At 69.8% G+C, this 21,137-nt stretch carries 15 protein-coding genes and 2 pseudogenes; 12 read left to right on the top strand and 5 right to left on the bottom strand.

What is annotated here, in order from left to right; genetic code table 11:
* Positions 1–556 precede the first annotated feature (556 nt).
* From AC2RP6_RS02855 to AC2RP6_RS02835, 5 genes and pseudogenes are all read left to right on the top strand, one after another.
* Positions 557–2,935 (top strand): helicase associated domain-containing protein, encoded by a 2,379-nt coding sequence (locus AC2RP6_RS02855; protein ID WP_486444606.1) that lies wholly within the window; start codon positions 557–559, stop codon positions 2,933–2,935.
* 56 nt (positions 2,936–2,991) lie between these two features.
* A pseudogene (gene tap / locus AC2RP6_RS02850) lies at positions 2,992–5,086 on the top strand (telomere-associated protein Tap).
* A gap of 2 nt (positions 5,087–5,088) precedes the next feature.
* Positions 5,089–5,649, top strand: a complete 561-nt coding sequence (gene tpg / locus AC2RP6_RS02845; RefSeq protein ID WP_486444605.1) for a telomere-protecting terminal protein Tpg — start codon at positions 5,089–5,091, stop codon at positions 5,647–5,649.
* Between the two features lie 110 nt (positions 5,650–5,759).
* Positions 5,760–8,321 (top strand): annotated as a pseudogene (locus tag AC2RP6_RS02840) (Helicase associated domain protein); the annotation flags it as partial.
* A gap of 41 nt (positions 8,322–8,362) precedes the next feature.
* Positions 8,363–8,941: a helicase associated domain-containing protein gene (locus AC2RP6_RS02835; protein WP_486444628.1), complete on the top strand. Its 579-nt coding sequence runs from the start codon at positions 8,363–8,365 to the stop codon at positions 8,939–8,941.
* Between the two features lie 71 nt (positions 8,942–9,012).
* On the opposite strand, the gene AC2RP6_RS02830 is transcribed toward AC2RP6_RS02835, so the two are convergent.
* From AC2RP6_RS02830 to AC2RP6_RS02820, 3 genes are all read right to left on the bottom strand, one after another.
* A complete protein-coding gene (locus AC2RP6_RS02830; protein ID WP_486444604.1) occupies positions 9,013–9,843 on the bottom strand; it encodes a hypothetical protein in 831 nt (276 codons plus the stop codon).
* Between the two features lie 60 nt (positions 9,844–9,903).
* Complete coding sequence (locus tag AC2RP6_RS02825; RefSeq protein WP_486444603.1) at positions 9,904–11,049, bottom strand: helix-turn-helix domain-containing protein; 1,146 nt, start codon at positions 11,047–11,049, stop codon at positions 9,904–9,906.
* A 287-nt stretch (positions 11,050–11,336) separates the two neighbouring features.
* On the bottom strand, positions 11,337–12,218 hold the full coding sequence (locus AC2RP6_RS02820) for a hypothetical protein (protein ID WP_486444602.1): 882 nt from the start codon (positions 12,216–12,218) through the stop codon (positions 11,337–11,339).
* 596 nt (positions 12,219–12,814) lie between these two features.
* Here AC2RP6_RS02820 and AC2RP6_RS02815 point away from each other — a divergent pair.
* The 6 genes from AC2RP6_RS02815 to AC2RP6_RS02790 all read left to right on the top strand — a co-directional run bounded on the left by AC2RP6_RS02815 (position 12,815) and on the right by AC2RP6_RS02790 (position 19,286).
* Positions 12,815–14,173 carry a TniQ family protein gene (locus tag AC2RP6_RS02815; RefSeq protein WP_486444601.1) on the top strand — a complete coding sequence of 453 codons (1,359 nt, stop codon included), beginning with the start codon at positions 12,815–12,817 and terminating at the stop codon, positions 14,171–14,173.
* A 161-nt stretch (positions 14,174–14,334) separates the two neighbouring features.
* Complete coding sequence (locus tag AC2RP6_RS02810; RefSeq protein ID WP_486444600.1) at positions 14,335–15,090, top strand: TnsA-like heteromeric transposase endonuclease subunit; 756 nt, start codon at positions 14,335–14,337, stop codon at positions 15,088–15,090.
* Between the two features lie 59 nt (positions 15,091–15,149).
* Positions 15,150–17,192, top strand: a complete 2,043-nt coding sequence (locus tag AC2RP6_RS02805; RefSeq protein WP_486444599.1) for a Mu transposase C-terminal domain-containing protein — start codon at positions 15,150–15,152, stop codon at positions 17,190–17,192.
* Positions 17,193–17,278: 86 nt separating this feature from the next.
* The gene (locus tag AC2RP6_RS02800; RefSeq protein ID WP_486444627.1) at positions 17,279–18,247 is read left to right on the top strand and encodes a TniB family NTP-binding protein; all 969 of its coding nucleotides are present in this window, start codon (positions 17,279–17,281) and stop codon (positions 18,245–18,247) included.
* Between the two features lie 272 nt (positions 18,248–18,519).
* Positions 18,520–18,879: a helicase associated domain-containing protein gene (locus tag AC2RP6_RS02795; protein WP_486444598.1), complete on the top strand. Its 360-nt coding sequence runs from the start codon at positions 18,520–18,522 to the stop codon at positions 18,877–18,879.
* Positions 18,876–19,286, top strand: coding sequence for a hypothetical protein (locus AC2RP6_RS02790; RefSeq protein ID WP_486444597.1), 411 nt, complete (start codon positions 18,876–18,878; stop codon positions 19,284–19,286). The genes AC2RP6_RS02795 and AC2RP6_RS02790 overlap by 4 nt, the downstream gene beginning before the upstream one ends.
* A 61-nt stretch (positions 19,287–19,347) precedes the next feature.
* Here the strand turns inward: AC2RP6_RS02790 and AC2RP6_RS02785 are convergent, their stop codons facing one another.
* Positions 19,348–19,575 (bottom strand): hypothetical protein, encoded by a 228-nt coding sequence (locus tag AC2RP6_RS02785; protein WP_486444596.1) that lies wholly within the window; start codon positions 19,573–19,575, stop codon positions 19,348–19,350.
* A 532-nt stretch (positions 19,576–20,107) separates the two neighbouring features.
* On the opposite strand from AC2RP6_RS02785, the gene AC2RP6_RS02780 reads away from it, so the two are divergent.
* Complete coding sequence (locus tag AC2RP6_RS02780; protein WP_486444626.1) at positions 20,108–20,506, top strand: STAS domain-containing protein; 399 nt, start codon at positions 20,108–20,110, stop codon at positions 20,504–20,506.
* Between the two features lie 56 nt (positions 20,507–20,562).
* On the opposite strand, the gene AC2RP6_RS02775 is transcribed toward AC2RP6_RS02780, so the two are convergent.
* Positions 20,563–20,937, bottom strand: a complete 375-nt coding sequence (locus tag AC2RP6_RS02775; protein WP_486444595.1) for an STAS domain-containing protein — start codon at positions 20,935–20,937, stop codon at positions 20,563–20,565.
* Between the last annotated feature and the right edge of the window lie 200 nt (positions 20,938–21,137).

The following is a 21,137-nucleotide window of genomic DNA, read 5'->3' as shown; positions in this document are numbered from 1 at the left end:
AGGACCCGTGCGGCAAGCCGCACGGTAGTTACGGCTCCGCTGACGCTCCGCCAAATTCCCGCGCAAGCGCGGGAATTGAATTCCGCAAGCGGAATTCTAAAAGCGAGTCAATTCGCGCAAGCGCGAATTGAGAACACCCGCGCAAGCGCGGGTGTCGAGGCTGGCGGTAAGAGGGGTGCATCACGTGCGGGCCTGTGTAGCCACTGGGAATCCCAGCTACCACCCATGCAACAGGGCTGACGGATCGTCGGTTCAATAAGTGCTGGCCGCCGCAGTGACGGGCTCCGCTGCGCTCCACCCTGACCCCTCCTCAACTCGCAAGACTTGTGCAGCAAAGTTCAACAACGCTCCACCAACATACGGGACAACCGGCCGCTACGGGCGAGAATCAGCCATGCATCACTCTGAGGCCGGAATTGACGCAAAGGAGGATGCATCATAGTGGTGCACTGTGTAGAGTTTGGGAACAGACATCACACCCCCGGGACGCATCCACCGCGCCGGGATTCTCAATTCTGAGCACGCGCTACATTCCGCGAGAAGGAGAGCACGGGGCATGGCCGTGAAGTTGCGTGACCACCAGATCGAAGCCGTTGCCGCTATTGTGCGCGGTCTCGATATCCCGCCGGGCGGTATTCCCTGGAATGGCTTGCGCGGGCAGGTGCACGCCGCGTGCGGCACCGGGAAGACGATTATTGCTGCTGCGTCGGCTAAGCGGCTTGTGCCGAAGGGGCGCATTCTCGTTTTGGTGCCGACGCTGGATCTGTTGGCGCAGACGGTGAAGGCGTGGCATGAGGCCGGGCACAAGGGGCCGGCGGTTGCGGTGTGCTCGCTCCAGGACGACCCGGAGCTGTGGAGCCTGAAGGTGCGCTCCACGACGAACCCCGTGCAGCTGGCGCTGTGGCACGGCCAGGGGCCCGTCACCATCTACGCGACGTACGCGTCGCTGGGCGTGCTGGCGGAGGCTTTCGAGGGTGTCTACGGCCAGCAGTTGGCCCCGGTTGACCTCGCCGTGGTCGATGAGGCGCACCGGACAAGTGGCTCGATGGGTAAGGCGTGGGCGGACATCCACGACCAGAGCGTCATCCCGGCGCACCGTCGCCTGTATCTGACGGCGACGCCGCGGATCTGGCAGGAGCGGCCCAATTGGGAGGTTGCCGAGGGGGTGCGGGATCCGCTGCCGCGTGAGATGGCGGCCTCGATGGACGACGAGAAGGTTTTCGGGCCCGTGCTGTACAAGCTCAGCCTGGCGTCGGCCGTCTCGCGGGGTCTGCTGGCGCGGTACCAGATCATCGTGCTGGAGCTCCAGGACCCGGTCGTCACTCCGGAGCGGCTGATGGGTGAGGAGCGGCGCAGCGAGGAAGTGCGTGGGCAGCGGCTGGGAGCCTTGCAGGCCGCGCTCCTGCACACGATGGCGCAGCACAATCTCCAGACCTGCATCACCTTCCATCACCGGACGATGGAGGCTCAGGCGTATGCGGAGGGCCTGGAGCGTATGGCCGCGAAGTTGCACGCCGATCAGCCGGAGAAGTACCCGGCGCGGATCTGGGCGGACTGGCTGTGCGGGGAGCACGTCCCGGAGCGTCGGCGCGGTGTGCTGGGTGAGTTCGGCTCCACTGCCTGGCGTGCGGTGCTGTCGAACTGTCGTGTCCTGGGTGAGGGCGTTGATATCAGGGCCGTGGACAGTGTGGCCCTGTTGGACCCGAAGGGGGCGCCGCACGACATTGTGCAGGCCATCGGACGTGCTTTGCGGCAGAAGCCGGGGCAGGGGAAGTTGGCTTCTTTGATCGTGCCGGTTTTTCTCCAGCCGGGAGAGAAGCCGGAGGACATGTTCACTTCCGGATCGTATCGGCCTTTGGTGAAGGTGCTCGAAGGCCTTCGGGCTCATGATGAAGAGGCCGTGGAATTGCTAGCGATTCCACAGGAGCCGCAGAAGGACGTGGCGCAGCCGTCCATGAACATTGGCCCGGCGCCCGAGGAGGGTGAGGAGGAATCTCGTCTGTTGCTCCGTTTCGCGGTTCCGCGTGATCCAGTGATGGTCGCGGACTGGGTCAGCTTCAACGTGATCGACACGGAGAAGCAGGACTGGGCGCGCGGCTGGGTGGCGCTGAAGAGGTTCACCGAGCGTGAGCAGCATGCCAGGGTCCCATATGGTCACAAAGAGGGCGCATACCCTCTTGGGTCATGGGTGGCGGAGCAGCGACGGGTCTACGGCGCGGGGCAGATGAGCGGCCTGCGCGCCCGGCGGCTGGAGAAGCTCGGCATGGTCTGGTCCTTGGTCGATGAGCGGTTCCAGGAGAACCTGGAGGCCGCGAAGGCGTATTACGACCAGCACTGGACCCTCTGTGCTCCGAGGTCCGCAGTGGCCCTGTCCAGACCGGTAGGACAGTGGTTGAGCAATTTGCGCCGCCCCGGTGCGCTTGACGGGCACCCCGAGTGGGAGACAGCGCTCAAGGAGGTCGACGAGGACTGGAACCCGTCGTGGCCGGCCGACTGGCAGCGGCACTACGCCGCACTGCGCGAGCTGGTGGCCGAGGAAGAGGGCCAGGCCGAAGTCCTGCCTGGCGTCACGGTCCACGGCATGGACATCGGCAAGTGGCTGGCCCGGCAGCGGACGCCGAAGGTCTGGCAGGCCCTGACCGACGGACAGCGCGAGCGCCTGGAGCAGCTCGGCATCACACCGCTCGCCCCGGCGCCGGAGGAGCCGACAAGGGCTTCCACGACGTTCGAGCGGGGCGTGGCGGCCCTGGCGCAGTACAGAGCCCGCACAGGCTCTGTGAAGGTCCCCAGGGCCCATGTAGAGCGGCTGGAGGACGGGGCCGAGGTCCGGCTTGGAGTGTGGATCATGAACCAGAAGACCCGTAGGGCGAAGCTCACCACCGACAAGCTCTCTGCACTCGCCGCGCTAGGGCTGGAATGGGCCCTGGAAGGCTAAGGGACGGGATAAGTTTGTGGTTAAGCAATGCTGGCCTGAAGTGAGGGTGCAGGGTCATGGCCTCTGAGGAAGAGCTGTTCGCGTCCGTCGACGCTCTGTTGAACGAGGAGCCGCGCCTCCCGCCTCCGGCGGAGCGTGCCCGGCGGTGAGGCCGCCGGTATCACCCAGGCCCGCCTCGCCACCGCGTTGAAGACCACGACCCAGTCAGTGAAGAACTGGGAGAACGGCCGCAGCGAGCCGAAGTCGCCCCGCCTGGACGCCTACCAGCGGCTGCTGAACGGATGGGCGGCGAAGTACCCCGCCCCCGGCGCAGCTCCGACAGCCTCGGTTGCCGCATCGGCTCCCGAACCGGCCGCGTCCGGGGTGGAGACGGCAGATGCCCCGCAGGCTCCCGCCGTTGCGGCTGCGGCGCCGGCGCGCCCTGCCATCCGGCCCGCTGCGACATCGCGGCGTCCGGCCCTGAAGAAGGCGGCGCAGCCCGCAGCCGACCCGCGCTTCCCGCACGGGCCCCTCGCGGTCCTGGATGGTGACGGCTGCGCGTACGGCGTGGACGGGATCGTGCTGGACTGCCCAGCGAGCACCGTGGTGGAGCTGGTGGAGTGGACCCTGCGCGAGTCCGGCCTCGGAGCGCCGAAGCTGAACCGCTACGGCAAGGACAGTGATCCGCTGATCGTGCTCACTGCCGCGGCCGCCGTGAAGCTCGGGCTGCCCGAGCGCCTGGAAGGCCACGAGCAGCGCCGCTCCCTGCGCCTGCCGGAGGATCACCCCGTGGTCAAGCAGGTGGTGAAGGCGAAGTGGCGGCTCACCCAGCGCGGGTTCGGCCCATGGGCAAGGATCTACCGCAAGGCCCAGGGCCGCGACCGGCAGTGCGTGCAGCTGGCGATCCTGTCCTGGGACGCCCTCGATCCTCGGTCGTGGCCCGGGGTGGCGGAGATGGAGCCGGCCGACGTCGCCCGAGTCCTCGGCGTGTACGCCCAGCGGGTCATCACCCTGCGCGGCTCCACCGCCGTGTCCGGCCTGGAGCTGATGACCGCGCTACGGCCGCCCACGCGTGCGGTGCGCGACGAAGCCAGCGGGAACTGGGTGTCCGGCCACAACCCCGGCTCACTGGGCACGGAGCCGATGGACCCGGCCCCGCCGGAGGCCACCCCGGAGCACCCCATCGTCGTGAACTCCGGCTGGAGGGGCGGGTTCCTCAACGAAGAGGCGTACCAGTGGGTGCGGTCGGTGGACCTGCTCACCGATGAAGAGTGCACACTGCCCTTCGCCGTCGGCCTCGACTTGAACACGGCGTTCCTCGCAGCCGCAGCCCGCCTGGTCGTCGGCCTCTCCGCCCCCGACCACTTCCACGCCCCGAAGTTCAACCCGAAGATCCCCGGCTCCTGGCTGGTCGACCTGTCCCACGTCGAGGTAGACCCGCGTCTGCCCTCCCCGTTCACCCCGGACGGCACCCGGCCGACCGGGCCTGCCTGGTACCAGACACACACCATCGCCTACGCCCAGGAACTCGGCTACAACGTGGAGCCGATCGAGGCGTACCTGCGCCGCGAGACCGGTGCGTACCTGGACCCCTGGCACGACCGCTTGAAGACCGCGTACGTCGACACCCTCACCGACCTCGGCGTCACCAAGGACCTCACCGACGCGGAGTTCTTGGCGGCGATGGAGCGGCACAAGGACGTCGACCCGGCGATGGCGGCCGTCCTGGCTGCCATCAAGGCCACCGTCAAGGGCGGTATCGGCAAGCTGCGCGAGCGCCCGCAGGGCAGGAAGTACAAGGAGGGCGAGCGGTGGCCGGCCCTTCAGCGGCCGACATGGCGCCCCGACATCCGCGCTGCCGTCATCTCCAAGGCCCGCATCAACATGCACCGCAAGCTGCGCAACATGGCGGCGATGACGGGCCTGTACCCGCTCGCCGTGCTCTCCGACTGCGTCGTCTACCCCTCACCCGGCGACAGCCCGCTCGCCTTCCTGCCGTACGCCGCCTCCGGCAAGCCGCAGCCCGGCGCCTTCCGTCTCGGGCCCACCCCGGGCCTGGCGAAGCTGGAGGGCGTCCAATCGATGCTGTGGGCGGTCGACCTCATGGAACAGGGCTACAACCCCGCCCGCCACATCAAGGGCGGCGACGCCGTCCTCGACGAAGGAGAGTAGCCGTGGCCGGGGAGATCGACGACGCCATCGAACGCGCCGACCGGGAAGCGTTCACCCGCCAGCCGCCCAAGACCCTCCAGGCCCGCATCAACTTCCTGATGAAGCAGCTCAAGACGACCAAGGCCGTCGCAGCGGAGCTCGGGGTCAGCCAACGGTCGGTGGAGCGCTATCGCAAGGGCGAACGCAAGCACCCGCCTAAGGCGATCGCTGACCGGATCGACGACGCGGTACGGCAGCGGTGGCAGCCGCAGGTCCGCAAGCGCCGCCAGAAGCAGGCCGCCACCACGCGCGGCATCACGGTGGAGACACGGGCCCGGTTCGGGTACACCGCGCCGATCGGCACGACCGACGACGGGCGCTTCCGGCGCCTGACTGTGCATCTCCCCCCGGCGTACGCGCAGCGCCTGTTCGACGCCCGCAACACAGGCGCCAGCGACCAGCAGATGCGCCAGATCATCGCCGAAGGCTTCAAAGAGATCTACTTCCAAGACGGCGGAGCACGCGCCCTGGGGCTCTCCGACGTCACCCTCAACGACATCGACTACCTCGACCTCGACTACTAACCCCGGCAGCGACCGGGAGCCCGGACCTGCTCGTTGAGCCGAAGCACGATCGTTGTCACAAGCCACGGGATGGGTTGGGGAAACTGTTGCTGACTGCGGGTGCCTTTCGGGTGGCTCCCCTGCAGGGTGAGATGACCCTGTCGTTCCTGGGGCGGATCGCGGACAGGTACGGCCTGACGGTGCCGAGTCTGCTGTCGGCGGTTACCGAAGTGGCCGGCCAGCAGGGCGTCGCCGGGGCTCTACGGGGCGACAGTGAGGTGTTCTTGAACGCCTCGGCCCGGGGCCGGGTCGCGGCGCTGTGTCGTGTGCCGCAGGTGGGCTTATACCGTGCGTTGCCGGCCTGGACGCGGGAGGAGCCGCTGGGCCCCTCGAAGGAGAGGCCGGCGGCGCGGCTCCATAACGGGGTCGAGACGGTTGCCGCCTGGGGTCCGGCCTGCCCGGGCTGTGTGGCTGCGCGGACCGGCCGCGTGGCACCAGCCCGGGTGTACCTGGCGGCGCACGAGCGAGTCTGCCCACGCCACCGGTGCTGGCTGATGAGCATGCCTGGCAGCGGAGGCCGTGTCGTCGGGCTGGCCGGATGCCCGGAGGTGGTCCAGGCGCAGGAGGATCACCGCCGGCTGCTGCGCCGCTCCCCCGTCGCTGCTTCGGCATTCGAGGTCGCTGAGGCGGTCACCGCCTCGTGGTGGGCGCAGCAGTGGCCCGAGGAGCGCCTGTGGCCGATGCGGCTGGATGCGGCCATGCCCGCGGGCGAGGATCCGCAGCGGTGGCGGATCCTGGCGCGGGATCTGGTCACCTACCCAGAGACCGTCGCCCTCGCCACGCTTCTGGCCAGCCGGGCCTGGCGGCTCCGTGTCGCGGCTGACGGTGGTGGTCACCTCCCCTACCGGTTGGCTGATGTGCCCTGCGTGCCCAGCGAGCTGGGCGATCGCTTGCGGCGACCGTGGCTCACCGAGCGTCTGGCCGCCTGTACCCACGGACCGCTGTTTGCCTGGACGTACCAGTGCATCCGTACCAAGGGCGGCAGCGGAGACGCCGAACAGCGGCTGTGGCAGGTCCCCTTGGCGCTCCGGCCCCGGCCTCTCGCCGACGTTCTCGCGGGCTACCAGCATCGGCAGACCGCGAGCACAGAGGGCCTGCCGGCTCAGAAACGGCTGCGGGGCCACAGCGTGCACGCCGACGGGGCCTTCGCCGCCGGCCTGGCCCTCGCGCGCACCTACGCCGCCCAGCACGGCCACCTCGCCACCCAACGCGACACGCGAGTCGGTTCCTTCGCCCTGGGGAAATGGGTGCACAACCAGCAGACCCACGCCCTGGCCCTGCCTGAAGAAAAGGCCGCCGCCCTGAAGGAGGTGGACCCGTGGTGGAACATCCCCTGGTCGGTGAAGTGGCAGCGCTCCTACTACCGCGCCCGCGACCACGTCAGGCGCCATGGCCCCCTCAACGCCGCCGACGGCTTCCCCGACACCCACGTGCTGACCGGGGAGTGGCTGTACCTGCAGTGCACCGACTACAGCTCCCTCCACCCCGAACAGCGCCGTCTGCTGGCCGGCATCGGTCTCACGGCCCAGGCCGCCGGAAGCGCACGCCCGCGCCGAACGACCCGGACAGCGGGCATCGATAAGGCTGTTGCCTGTGCGCGCGCCTTCGTCGCCGAACACGGATGCATGGCCCTGGCCACCAAGAACATCTCCTACCAGGGGTTTTTGCTCGGGGAGTGGCTCACTGCCCAGCGTGTCCTCGCCCGCCGCCAGGACGAACCAGCGCACCTTCAGGTGCTCGACGCGATCGACGTGTGGTGGAACCCGCCGTGGCCCTTGGCGTGGCAGCACACCTGGCACCGGATCCGCGCTCATGCCCGAGACCGGCGCCAAGGGACTGCAGAAGGGAGCTGGCCGGACGGCAGTGACGGCTGGGCCATGTGGCTGTCCGTACAGTGCACCAGCTACAAGCAGTTGCATCCGCTGCAGCAGCATCTGCTGGCGCAGATCGGCATCACCGCCGAGACCGCCGCCGCTCGCCCCCACGAGATCATCGCCCAGCTCTGCGGTACGGGCCCCGGGCTGGCTCACGCGTGCACGTACGCCGCCGCACACGGTCACCTCGCCATGCCCGTGAAAGCTTGTCCTGAGGGGTTTGCGCTGGGCCGGTGGCTGAGCGAACAGCGCCACCGGGCGCGGGAGCACCATCAGGCAACGGGCGGGACATGGCCGGTCAGCACGCTCCTCGCAGCCCTCGACCCCTGGTGGAACCCGACCTGGTCCTTGGAGTGGCAACGCAACTGGAGCCGCGTACGCGAGCGGTCAGAGTCCGCGTCCGCAGCCGACGACGACGGGGGCAGTGCGGGCATTGCGGGCCTTGAGAAGGAGCTGGCCGGCTGGCTGAGCCGTCAGTGCACCGGCTACGGCACACTCCACCCCGAACAGCACCGCCTGCTGACCAAGATCGGCATCACCGCCGAAACAGCCCGCGCCGCCCAACCACCGGCTCCCCGCACCGACCCCGGTCTCCTGGACACCGCACTCGCACACGCTCGCGCCTACGCAGCCGAATACGGCCATATCGCCGCGCCCGCCAGCACCGTCCTCGAAGGGTTCCCGCTGGGGAAGTGGCTGGCCTGGCAACGACGACGCGCCCGTCAGGGCCGCCTCTCCCCCACCCGGGCCGAAACCCTGACCATCATCGATCCGTGGTGGAATCCGCCCTGGCCCCTGCCATGGCAGCAGGCCTACCACCGCCTCCGCGCAGCACCCACGGGCGCCGACGGCGTACCAGCCACGAAGCTCCCCCGAGACCTTCGCCCCTGGCTCCGCGTCCAGCAGGAGTCCTGGGAGCACCTCCACCCCGGCCAGCAGGACCTCCTGACCGCCCTCGGCATCACACCCCACACTCCTGTAGGCGAACGACCCGCGCCCGCCACCCGTACATACGCTCCCAGCCCCGGACTCGACCACGCGCCTACGCCGCCCAGCACGGCCACCTCACCCCGGACAAGCACACCCGCCGAGACGGCTTCCCCCTCGGCCTATGGCTGGGCCAGCAACGCCGCAAAGCCCGCGCCGGCGCCCTCTCCACCACCGCCGCAACCGCCCTCACCAGCCTCGACCCATGGTGGAACCCACCCTGGCCCTACACCTGGCACCGCACCTGGCAGCAATACCGCACCACGATCAGCAGGAACGGACCCGTCCCCGACGCACTGCACCACTGGGCCGCCCAGCAACGCGCCCACTGGCAAACCCTCCACCCCCGCCAACAACACCTGCTCAACCACACCGGCATCACGCGGTGTTGAGCCCGGAGGCTTTGCCGGGGACACCAACGAAGAGGTATAGCCGCGCCGTCAGCGCAGCCGGTTCCGCTGCGTCACGTCAAGCGCGAGACATAGGCCGGCGCGAGGGCTCGAACTGTGGATTCGGGCAGGTCACCGCTGAGGGCCTGCACTGCCATGTCGACGCCAGGCGTGGTGGGTCCACCGAAAATGTCTTGGAGGAGCTGCAGGCCTTCCCGAGTGATATCGCCGACTCGGGGATCTTCGCGCAGGCTGGCAAAGGTGGCTGCGACCTGAGCCACGGGGATGGCTCGGATGATGCGCAGGACGTCGCCGGCGTCCTTGTTGGTGAGGCGTGCAGGGCGGTCATCCGCTTGCTTCAGGCGGTCGTTGATTTTGAAGGCCTTGGCCACAAGGAGGGCGGCGGGGCCGGCGACGTTCACGGTGACCGCTCGGGTGTCGGAGGGCTCGAGGCTTGTGATGGTCATGGGTGAGCGATCGGCGGCAGCGACTTCCAGGCCCGGGACCCATCGCGCTGACATCACACCGTGCGGGGGGATCTTGACGCTGCGACTGCCGATCTTCGGGGCCAGTCCCTTGGCCATGAGCAGGTCGAACTCAACCGGAACCTCCCGGTCGCCGATCTGCTGAGTCCGCGCCCACAAGCCGGGCTGGTTGTCACGCAGCAGCTCGAAGCCCGCCTCCTGGAGCGCTTGATCGAGAAGCGGGGCGTTCTGCAGGAGGTCGGGGTCGATGCTGATGTCGCCGTCGGAGGTGAAAGGAGAGGTCCGCAGGGCGGCCTCGGGCGTGCGCAGGTAGACGGCCTGAGCGCCAACGACGGTCAGGGCGTCGAGCTGGTCGCTGAGGGCGGTCAGTCCGTCCAGGAGGACCCGGCGCGCAACTACGTGGAGCTGCTGGGCATCCACGCCTTCCGGAACTATGGCCATTGTCTCCCCACCCTTGCTCACTGCACAGGACAGCTGAGCTTAGGCGGACTTCCAGTCCTTGATCGTGTGAATGTCCAAGTTCCTCCACTGCCCGTGTGCGGCCATCCTCTCCAGGACTGCTTCGCCTTCGGCAGGTAGACGTCCGGGACCGCTGAGACAGTCGAGGGCGAGCTGGCTGAGTGCCACGTGCGGCAGGCCGTCAACGGTGCGGGAATTCCAGAAGACCACCGGGTCGTGGGCGTCGAGGAAGAGCACGTCGGCCTGCTGCTTCACCTCAAGGAGCCCGAGATGGTCCACGAGTTCGTCGGAGAAGTGGTCGGGGCGGATGTAGACCATGAGCTGTCCGCCGACGGACAGCGGAGCCACCTCCCGTGCGGCGTAGGAGCCGGTGATGGCGATGAGGTGGCGGGAGACGAAGGCGTTGTGGAGCTGGTTGAGCAGGTACTCGATGCCGTTGGGAGCGATGAAGCCGCTGTAGGGGTTCAGGTTGAGTAGGTGGGAGTGCTCTGCCCGGGCGCGCAGCAGGCCCTGCCAGTTGACCGTGTGGATGGTGCGGCCATCACGCCGGATCAGAAGCTGGTCCGCGAGGGTGCCCAGAAGCCGGGAGACATAGGCGAGGCTGAGCCCGGTCGCCTCGGCAAGGTCGCTGGCGCGGTAGGGCGGCCTCACGTCCGCCAGGATGCGCACCAGCCGTTCGGCCTTCGAGCCCGACAAGGTCACCGCCGGCGAGGACGGCGAGGCGCTGCGCGGGGCTCGCATCTGGCCCTCGGTGTAGATGAAGATGGCCGGCCGGTCCGCCCGGATCCAGACGTTGCGGGTCAGGTCCAGGTAGCTGATGCCGTGGGTGCGTAGGAGGTCCTGGGTCTTGGGAGAGATCCAGGGGGCCATGACCATCAGCGAGGTGAACGAGTTCACCTGACGGACCAGGTGCAGCTTGCTCAGGAGCTCGGTGTTGACGGAGCGGGGCGTGAGTGAGGACTTCAGGTCCACCACGTACCGGGTGGTGTGGCCCAGATCGGTGGAGCGGATCTCGATGACGCGGTCCGTGTACCAGTCAGAAGCATCCTGCTGATAGCCGGGGGCCGCCTCGACCGTCCAGCCCTCGCCGAAGAGACCGCGCAACTGCTCCAGGCCCGCATCGAAGAGTTGCCTCGGCGACTCCTCTCCGTCACTCTTCAGGTCCACATCCACTCCCACGGCTACTTAAAGTGACAACTTGCCTGGATCGAGAACTTTCCTTGATTAAGCAAGTTCGATTTACAGGCAAGTTAACTCTACTTCCCATGTTTCCTTAGTTAGGCAAGCTCGAAGATCGAGCAAGTTTCCCTCCCGGCGGCTCCCCTAAGGCGGCAGCCAAGCCGCAGGCGGGACGCTTTCGCACAGGAGAGAACCGGGCGCCCCCGGCGCCCCGGCACGCCGGCCGGGATCCCGCCCGGCCAACAGACGTGATGCAGGACCGGTGGCCGGGCCGGCTACTCGTCATCCTCAGCAGCCCCGCGCCGCCTGGGAACCCTCACCACGCGGCGCCGGGGGGCGAGGGCTGCGGTCTCGGACAGGCGTTCCATCCTCAGGAAGTGCACGTTGCGCATGTAGAGCGCCTCGGCCTGGAAGTCGGTCTCGTTGACCGGGCGCCGCCTGGTGGTGACGAGCCCCGCGTTGCCGAGTTCCCGGAGCCCTTTGCTGCGGGTGTCCTCGCTCAGGGCGAAGCGGCCCTCGGCGTCACGGGGGCTGAACCACAAGGGGACGTCCTCCCCGAGTCCGCCGTTCTCGCACAGGAGCGCCAGGAACATGGCCACTGCGGCGCCGGAGAGCACGGCGATGTGACCGCGGGTCCAGAAGGTCTGCGGGATCTGGATGTAGCGGTGCAGCAGTACGCCGAGGTCGCTGGTCTCCTTCTCCTTCTTCGCGGCCGCGCCCGGGGCGATCCAGGGCTCTGCGCGGCCGTTCTCGTCCAGGACGGTGACAAGGTTGAGCCGGCCGGTCCGGCGCACGTCAATGAAGCGGTGCTCCTCCAGCCAGGCCTGCGCGTCGCCGACGCGGCGGGCCCCGGCCTTCTCCGGATCTGGCAAATCCAGCAGCGTGGCCCAGGCGCTGTGCCGGATGGCCAGCTCCCTGGCCGCGTCCTCCTTCTGCAACCACAGGTAGCTCAGGTAGAGCTTGAGCCGGACCTGGCCACCGCGGCCGCCGCGGAGCATGCGGGCCATCGGCGGCGGCTGTTCGGTGTGAGTGAAGCGCTCGACGAAGGTGTACCGGACCTGGGCCCTGCGCCGTCCGATCCGCCCGGCGCTCTCCGCCATCTTCAGCGCGCGCAGCGAGGGTGCCCTGGCCGCTTCTGCCCTTTGATCCGCTTGCACCGGGTCACCGCCGTAATCCTAGTAGGAGAAGTTTCCTTGAGTACTTTAGTGCCGGTCGCTAGCAACAAACCACCCCTACACAAGGGTTGTTATCATACCAGTAAGGTCGTCACTGACCCGGTGCAAGGGTGGGGTAAATAACGGGCGCCCCGCAGAAGCTTGTTGACCTCGCATCAGAGGTGCCTGTACCGTCGAAGACGCATCAGGCCGAGGACGGGTCACCGGAGGGGTTGTGCCTCCCAATCTCCGCGTGACCGACGGCGCCTGATGCAGGGTCACTCGGCAGTCTCCCAGCCCGTCGTCCTCCTGGAGAAGCGGTTTCGGGCCGAGGCGCTGGACCAGGAGGAAGCGGGGTTGTGCCTCCCCGCCCTGGTCCGCCGAAGAGCACCCGCCGGCCCCGGGACACTGTCCCGGGGCCGCTTGCTGTACCCGCTCGGGCCAAACGGTTGCGGCGGAGCACGGCTGCACACTCCCCGAGCCTTCCTCACCCGCCACGCCCGATGCAGTCACCGACAGGTCCGAGGCCCATGGTCACCGTTTCCGGTCCAGCCCACCTCAACGGCCCTTGCCACGCCTGGGTGTTCCGGGTCGCGCCAGTGCCCGGGGAGACGACCTCGTCGCTGATCTGCCGCATCGCCAGCCGCTACGGAATGGAAGCGAAGGTGCTGCGGGCATGCTGGAAATGGCGCAACTACCCGCCTGGGCACGAGGGCGGAGGCGCACGGGCCGACGCCGAGGTACTGCTGAACGCAGCCGGACGCCAACTCCTGGCAGGTATATGCAGCGTCGAGGAAGACGTGCTGGCACGGGCGTTGCCGTCCTGGGCGGAGGAGGACGCGAAGCTGCGCGCCAGAGCTGGTGATCCTGTGGGGCTGTGGCGGATCGGTGGCGCGGTGGCCGGCCCGGTAGCGTTCGGCTGCCGGCTGTGCACGGCCCACCGCACGGGGACGGCCATGCGGGTGATGCGGTACGCGCCACGGTGGGAGCGGGTATGTGTCCGGCACGGGCGGTGGCTGCTGGACGCGGACGCCAACCAGCCTCTTGAGCATCTGGACGTGCGGGGTGTGCCGGAGGTGACCGCGGCGCAGCGGCGGTGGGCCAAGGTGGCGCGGCGGGCGGTGCGGGCCGGAGCGGAGCCGGAGCGGGTGTTCGCGCTGGCGCAGGCGGTGGTGGCCCGGTGGTGGGAGCAGGCCCTGCAGTGGGAGCGGGAGACGATCTGGCCGCGGCGCCTGCACCAGGTTGCGGGCGGGGATGCAGGTGGTGACCTGGAGCGGTGGCGGATCGTGGGGCGGGACGCGGTCGTCTTCCCGGAGGTGGTGGCGGTGGCCGACGCGCTGCTGGACCCGGCCATGGCCGAGCTGGTGTGGGCCGACAGCGGCGCCGGGCGGCCGCAGGCGCTTCCCGCCGACGGGATGTTCTGCCGCAGACTCGGCGAGCGGCTGGGTCGGGGATGGCTGGGGCCGCTGGCCGCGACGGACCACGGCGGGCCGCTCATCGCGTGGATGGGCAGCGTCATCCGCCTTCGCCGCGGCGCCGGCGGGCCGCCCGGCTACGACAACGACCCGTGGTGGCTGCGCCAGGAACACCAGAGCTCGACCATGGCCGGCCAGCTGCGAGTGCTGGGCAAGGAGAAGAAGGCGCCCGGCTCGGGGACGATGTGGCGGGCTGCGGTGCCCGCCGAACAGCGCAGGCTGATCACCAACGCTATCGACAGCGCCGAGGAGCAGCTGCTGCAGTTGCGCGGGGTGCAGACCGGGCCGACCGCCAAGGTCGCCCGGCGGCTGCTGCGCGGGCTCGGTCACAGTGCCGGCCTGATCGAGAACGCCTGGAAACGGACCGCGGTGGCGGCGGTGAACGGCGGGGTGCCGCTTGAGGAGGTGGCCCGGTGGGTGGACATGCCCGTTGAGGTGCTCAGCCAGATGCTGACGACGGGCAGGCAGGGCAACGGCGGCTGAAAGCCGATGCGCCAAGGGGCACGTCGACTGTTAGCTGATACGGCACTCGTTCGTGGCAGAAATACTGAAAACGGGGTCCAGTGCCGGCGGGAGCGGCTTGGCTGACGCGAGTGACCAGCACAGGAGCGACCCGGCACCAGAGCCGGGCAGGGCGAGCGGCCATGGACCAGGGCAGCGGGTTCGAGGCGGTGTTCCTCGACCCGGTGGGGCAGGCGGTCCAGCAGCGGTGGGCGGATGCCGCCATGACCGTGGCGTTCGAGGACGTGCCGCCGGTGTCGGCGTTCCCGGTAATCCCGGGACGCCGCTGGGGGCCGGGCCTGTGGTGGTCGGCGACCACCGGACGGCACGTAGCCGCCGGGTCGAACGCGATGCGGATCCAGCTGATGGTCCTGGACCGCGACCCTGACGTGACGGGGCTGGCGGGGCGGCCGGTGCGGCTGCTGTGGCGTAATCCCCGCGGCCAGGTGCGTTCCTGGGTGCCGCAGCTTTTCGCCCGCCGTGCCGACGGCACCGCCCTGCTCGCCGACTGCCCCAGCCACCCGGACGCGGGCGGGGAGCGCGCGAGGAAGGCCGCCGAGGCGGTGGCGCAGGCATGCGCGGACATCGGCTGGACCTACCGGCGTCTCGCACCGCTCGACGACGTCCTGGCCTCCAACCTGAAATGGCTGGCCGGCTACCGTCACCCCCGCAACGCCGGCCGCCCTGGTCTGATGCCCGCTGTCTTGGAGGCGTTCACACGGCCGCGGCCGCTGATCGAAGGGGCCAGCGCGGCCGGCGACCCCATCGAGGTCCTGCCCGCCGTCTTTCACGCCCTATGGCAGGGACAGCTGACGGCCGGCCTGGACACGCCGCTGCACGAACGCGTCCCCGTCGGCCCGCGGGGCTGGAGCGGCCCCCAGACGGGAGATGCCGGGTGACCGCGCGGCGCAATGCCCGGCCAGCCGTCAAGGTAGGAGCTCACGTCCGCTTCCGTGGCATGAAGTGGCAAGTGGTCGCCCTGTCGGGACAGGACATCCACCTCGTCGGCCCGGACGGCGGCGGTGAGGCCGTGCTCGCCGGGCACCTGTTCGCCGACCCAGGCTTCACCGTCATCGGAGCCGACATGCCCCAAGCGGCACCGCAGTGGGGCCTGTTCGAGACCGCCCCCGCCGCCGCGCGTCAGAAGGCGCTGGCGTGGCAGCGGCATGTCAGGGAAGTCGAATGCGGCCTGCCTGGCGGGCCTGACAGCGAAGGGGTGGTGCGGGAGCAGTACGACCCTGAGCGGCACACGTTGGCCCAGCGTGAGCAGGCCAAGGCCGAGGAACTCACCGCGCTCGGCTTCGGCCGGGTCTCGCGCACCACGGTGCAGCGCATGCGGCTCGCCTACCGCAAACAAGGCCTGTGGGGGCTGCTCGACCACCGCACCACCCGCGCCTCCAGCCCCACCGGCCGGGCCGACGAACGGGTCGTCGCCGCCGTCCGCGAGGCACTGCGCCGCCGGCGCGGCCGCTCCAAGGGCACCATCAACGGCCTGTTCCCGCTGATCAACCAGATCCTTGAGGACCGGCACGGCCCCGGCACGGTGCCCGCGCCGTCGCAGGCCACGCTGTACCGGCTCGTCACCAACCTCGCCCGGCCCGGCGAACTGCCCTCCGGGCCCGTGAGGCAGGTGCCCGCGAGCATGGACGGGAGGGCGTTCACCCCCGCCACGGCGCTGCGGCCCGGCGAGCAGGTCCAGGTCGACACCACCCGCCTGGACGTCCTCGCCCTCTTCGACGACGGGCGTCTGGCCCGGCCCGAACTCACCATCGCCGTGGACGTCGCCACCCGCGCGATCCTCGCCGCCGTGCTGTGCCCGAGCGCGACCAAAGCCGTCGACGCGGCCCTGCTGCTCGCGGAGATGGCCGTCCCCCACCCCGCCCGGCCCGCCTGGCCGGACATCCTGCGCATGGACCACGCACCCGCACTCCCCCACCAGCGGCTGGCCGCACTCGACGAGCGGCTGGCCGGCGCGGCGGCCCGGCCCGTCACCCTGCCCGAGACGATCGTCGTCGACCGCGGCAAAGTCTTCGTCTCCGCCGCGTTCACCGCCGCCTGCGAACACCTCGGCATCAGCGTCCAGCCCGCCCCGCCCCGCGCCCCCACCGCCAAAGGCATCGTCGAGCGGACCTTCGGCACCATCAACGCCCTGTTCTGCCAGCACCTGCCCGGCTACACCGGCTCCGACGTCACCCGCCGCGGCCCCGACACCGAGAAAGACGCCTGCTACAGCGTCGCCCAGCTCCAGGACCTCCTCGATGAGTGGCTGGCGCACTACCACCACCGGCCCCACGAAGGCCTGCGCCACCCGATGATGCCGAAGAAGGCCCTCACCCCGAACCAGATGTGGGCCGCGCTCGTCGCCGTCGCCGGACACGTCCCCGTCCCGCTGACCGGCAGCGACTACCTCGAACTGCTGCCCGTGCGCTGGCAGGCCATCACCCCCGCCGGCATCACCATCCACCACCGCACCTACGACCACGATCTCCTCGCCCCCTACCGCGGCCAGACCTCCCCCGTCGCCAGCCGCGGCGGGAAATGGGAAATCCACTACAACCCCCACGACGTGCGCCAGATCTGGATCCGCCTGCCCGACGGCGAGCTCACCGAAATCCCCTGGATCCACCGCGACCACGTCCACCAGCCCTTCAACGACCACACCTGGCAGCACATCCGCACCCACGCCCACCACAACAACCACGACGACAGCCAGCAGCACGAGGCCGGCCTGGCCGACGCCCTCGACCAGCTCATGCGCCGCGTCCACAGCGGCCACGCCACCACCACCGAACAAGCCCTCCTCGCCCGCGCCACCACACTGCCGGTTCCCGCCGCACGGCACCCCCAATACGGCACCGGTCCCGCCACCGGGGAGTCGGCGCAGCACGGCGAGGACGACAGCATCCACGACCTCGACGACCTCCCCGAGGACGACACCCGCCCCGCCGCGGCCACCGGATTCGGGCTCTACGACGCACACGAGGAAGCCGACAAGTGGTGAACAGCCGCCCCCACCCCGCAGCGCACCAACCGTCCAGCGCACCCGCCGACGCGGGCAGCGGCACCACGGCCGAGCCGTCCTGGCCCCTGACCACCTGGCAGGGCTGGCAGCACTTCGCCACCACCGAGCCGCCCGCCCCTCCCCGGCCCGGCGAGGCGCCCCGCAGCCTTGAGGAACGCCTCGCCTACCACTCCGCGTTCGTCACCATCCGCACCCCCGCCATCAGCCAACTCGCCACCCAGGTCCGCACCCTGATGATCCTCGGCCGCCACCAGCAGACCACCGCACGGCCCTCCCTCATCGTCACCGGACCCGCCGCAGCCGGCAAAACCACCGCCCTGCTCAACGTCGGCCGCACCTGCCACCTCGCCCACACCCGCAAAAACCCGCCCCCGCCCGGGTCAGCCCACGCCACGGCACCCGTGGCGTACGTCCTCGTCCCGCCCGGCGCCACCGCGAAAACCCTCATCACCGAGTTCGCCCGCTACCTCGGCATCCCCGTCGCCACCCGCATGACCCAGACCCAGATCACCGACGCCGTCTGCCACACCTACACCGCTGCCGGCGTCCAACTCGTCCTCATCGACGAAATCCACCGCCTCAACCCCCGCACCACCACCGGCGCCCAAGCCGCCGACCTCCTCAAAGACTTCACCGAACGCCTGCCCGCCACGTTCGTGTACGCCGGCATCAACGTCACCGACACACCCCTGTTCAGCGGCACCCGCGGCGCCCAGCTCGCCGGCCGCGCCACCCTCATCACCTGCGGCCCCCTCCCCGCCCGCCACGGCACCCGCCACCCCTTCCGCGACGTCATCACCGACATCGACAACGCCCTCGACCTCACCCACCACAAACCCGGCACCCTCCGCCGCCACACCGCCTACCTCCACCAGCGCACCGCCGGCCGCATCGGATCCCTCACCCGCCTCATCCGCCAAGCCGCCATCACCGCCATCCACGACGGCACCGAACGCATCACCAAAACCGCCCTCGACGCCGTACAACTCGACCACCTCGCCGAACAACACAGACGCCCCAGCCGCAGCCGCTAACCCCCACCCACCGAACAGGCCAAACAGCCCTGAACAGCGAAAACACCCACCGAGCCTTTACGCGCTAACGAAACCCACAACGAGCCCGGTCCCACTCAGCACACACGACACAACCCCAGCTCACACCCCGACCCGCCCGCTGGAACCGTGCACCTGGCCTCCCTCAACCAACCCACAACACACCAGGCCAGCAAGCCCTCACTACACCAACAAGCCCCCCTCCGAGCGTTAAGGACGACTCCGACGTCCTGCCCGGGTTCACCGTCCACGGCATGGACGTCGGGAAGTGGCTGGCGAAGCAGCGTCAGCACACGGTCTGGGACGGGCTCATGGAGGGGCAGCGCGAGCTCCTGGAGGCTGTCGGCGTCGTTCCGCTGCCCCCGGAGCCGGTGGCACCCGTCAAGGCCCCCGGGAAGGCCGTGAGCGCCTTCGAGAAGGGCGTGGCGGCCCTGGCGCAGTACAAGGCCCGCGAAGGCTCTGTGAAGGTCCCCAGGGCCCACGTGGAGCAGCTGGAGGACGGGAGCGAGGTGAAGCTCGGGGTATTCCTCAGCAACAGCAAGAGCCGCCGGGACAAGCTGACCGCCGACAAGCTCGCCGCGCTGGCCAGCCTCGGGCTGGAGTGGGCAGCATGAGCACCGAGCAGCTGGACACGAAGGACGTCCTGGCGGCCGCGGAGCGGTTCCCGTGGGCCCTGGCCGCACCGGGTGAGCGGCACTGGCCGGACGGCGGGGACTTCCTGGACGTCGCCCTGCGCGCGGTGCGCCCCGAGGAGCGCGGGGGGTACATCGAGCGCCTGGAGGCGTTCGTGGAGCAGCACCGCGCCCGCCTGGAGGAGATGCTGCGCACGCACGGGCCGGGCAGCACGCCCGCCTCGCACGGCCGGTACGCGCTGATCGGACAGCCCGAGACCCTGATCATCGTGGAGCGGATGGAGAGCGCCCCGTTCCTGCTGCGCGGTCAGTGGGAGAAGGAGCTGGAGACGGTGTTCCTGGATGACCTCGAGTTCGTGTGGGGGCCGCGGATCCGCCTCAGCCGGTGATCAGCCGGGAACGACGGCGGGGCCGGGCGGGGGGATCCTGTCCGGCCCCGCTGTCGTGTGGTCAGCCGAAGTCGAGCGTGTCCTGTGCGAAGTCGATTGGGGCCGGGCTGGGCAGGGGCGGCGGCGGTGCGCCGTCCTGGCACGCGGCCTTCCAGCGCTCGATCAGCTCGTCCTTCCAGCCCTTCTCCGGAGGCCACGACACGCCCCACTCGGCCAGCTGAGCGCGCTTCCACGCCCCCTTGGGCGTCTTGGCGGCTTCGATCTCTTCAGGGGATGGCAGTACAGGCATGTGGAATCAACGAGCGGCAGGGTGCAGGTGTCACCCGCTGGCGTCGGCTCCGCCCCCGGGCCAGCCGAAGCGCAACCCCAGGACGTACACGCACGCCAGTTTGATGCCATGGCCCTGGAGGTCGCGGCATCGCACTGTGCGTGTAGGCCCTGGGGTTGGGCTGCTGCTCCTGGTGACTACGGTGAGGCCGGGAGGGGTTCGGCCCCGGGCGCTGTATGCGGCCTGCGCTGCGACCTGGCCTGTTGTCCGTGGGCAGGCCGGCGTTTTCCTCAGCCAGGTCACTGGGTGTCGATGCTGGCGGAGACGTCGTGTCCTGCCGCGCCGGTCCTCGTTGTCTCCCGCGACGCGTGCCTTTTCCGTCCCCCACGGAGGCGCGTAAGGAGGGGCTCCTGCCGCGCCCGGCCAGGGGCCCCTCACTCCCCCGTTCACCCGGCGCGGCAAGAGCGCGCCTCATCCGGCCTCGGGACACGCTGGGCCACGATGGAGCCCCGCAGGCCGGCGCCGCGGGTGACGGGAGAAGAAATTGATCAACGTGCATGTCCAGCGCTGCAGCAGCTCGGTCCTGATCAGCATCGACGGGGAACTTGATGAGGACGCGGGCGAGCCGCTCCGGCAGGCCCTGGATCATGTCACCAGCGCCGAGCGCGACCTTCTGGTGGACCTTCGCGGGGTGGGGGTCATGGACACCGACGGCCTCTTCCACCTTCTGGACCTGCACCGGCGCGCCGAGTTGCTGCGTCTGCGGGTGTTGGTCACCGGATGGCAGCCCCAGCCCCAACGGCTCATGGCCGAGCTGGCCGGGATCCCGGGGCCCGGCGCGGCCACCGGGGAGCGGTACGCGGTGGCGGGCTTCCGCCGGTTCCTTGAGGACCGGGTCCAGCGCGCACGTGATCACGCCGACTTCGCCGCGGGCTGGCTGCCCCGCGCCTAGCTGTGCCTCTGAGCGGTTTGCCGGTCCTGCCCGGCGGATGCTGTGGGCGGGGCCGCTCAGGCGGCCCGGTGGGCGGCGGTGGCGTCGCGCAGGGAGCGGCGCAGCAGTCGGGTGGGCCGGCGGTTTCCCGTGCGGCGTGGGGGCGGGTACAGGGCGTCGGTCAGGTCCAGGAGGCGGAGCGGCTGGGGTTGCCAGTTGTAGGCGAAGAAGGCGATGCCGCGTCGGTCGAGCCGTTCGGCGAAAGCGATCAGGCTGTTCAGGCCGGCGACGTCCATGAACGTGAGGCGGCTCATGTCGCAGGACACGATGGTGGGACCGTCGGCGTCGATGTAGAGCCCGTCGAGAGCCGTCCGGGTCTCCAGGCCGAGCTCACCGGCCGGGGCGAGGTGCACCGTCGGCCCGTAGCGCCTGGGCATCACACGGAAATCCATGTCGTCCCACCTCGCCTCGAACGGCGCACCTGATGCATACCCGCCCGGAACCGGGCACCGGATGGCCCGAACCGATCGTCGCGCCGCCGCGGACCCGCCCGCAAGCCACCCCGCCGCGGCGTCTGCCGTCAACGCTAGTCCGCCGTAGCCGGGTCAGTAGTGTCAGCCTCTCCCTCGGCGCTCTGCACATTGACGCCGGT

It is taken from the genome of Streptomyces sp. WAC03905 (assembly GCF_057371075.1).
Note: the sequence above shows the minus strand (reverse complement) of the source record. Positions and strands in the feature narration are given on the sequence as shown.

Coding starts and splice junctions, on each gene's coding strand:
- AC2RP6_RS02855 (WP_486444606.1), top strand. CDS start 557: ATGGCCGTGAAGTTGCGTGACCACCAGATCGAAGCCGTTGCCGCTATT.
- AC2RP6_RS02835 (WP_486444628.1), top strand. CDS start 8,363: ATGGCAGCAGGCCTACCACCGCCTCCGCGCAGCACCCACGGGCGCCGA.
- AC2RP6_RS02810 (WP_486444600.1), top strand. CDS start 14,335: ATGGACCAGGGCAGCGGGTTCGAGGCGGTGTTCCTCGACCCGGTGGGG.
- AC2RP6_RS02805 (WP_486444599.1), top strand. CDS start 15,150: ATGAAGTGGCAAGTGGTCGCCCTGTCGGGACAGGACATCCACCTCGTC.
- AC2RP6_RS02795 (WP_486444598.1), top strand. CDS start 18,520: ATGGACGTCGGGAAGTGGCTGGCGAAGCAGCGTCAGCACACGGTCTGG.
- AC2RP6_RS02790 (WP_486444597.1), top strand. CDS start 18,876: ATGAGCACCGAGCAGCTGGACACGAAGGACGTCCTGGCGGCCGCGGAG.
- AC2RP6_RS02785 (WP_486444596.1), bottom strand. CDS start 19,575: ATGCCTGTACTGCCATCCCCTGAAGAGATCGAAGCCGCCAAGACGCCC.
- AC2RP6_RS02775 (WP_486444595.1), bottom strand. CDS start 20,937: ATGGATTTCCGTGTGATGCCCAGGCGCTACGGGCCGACGGTGCACCTC.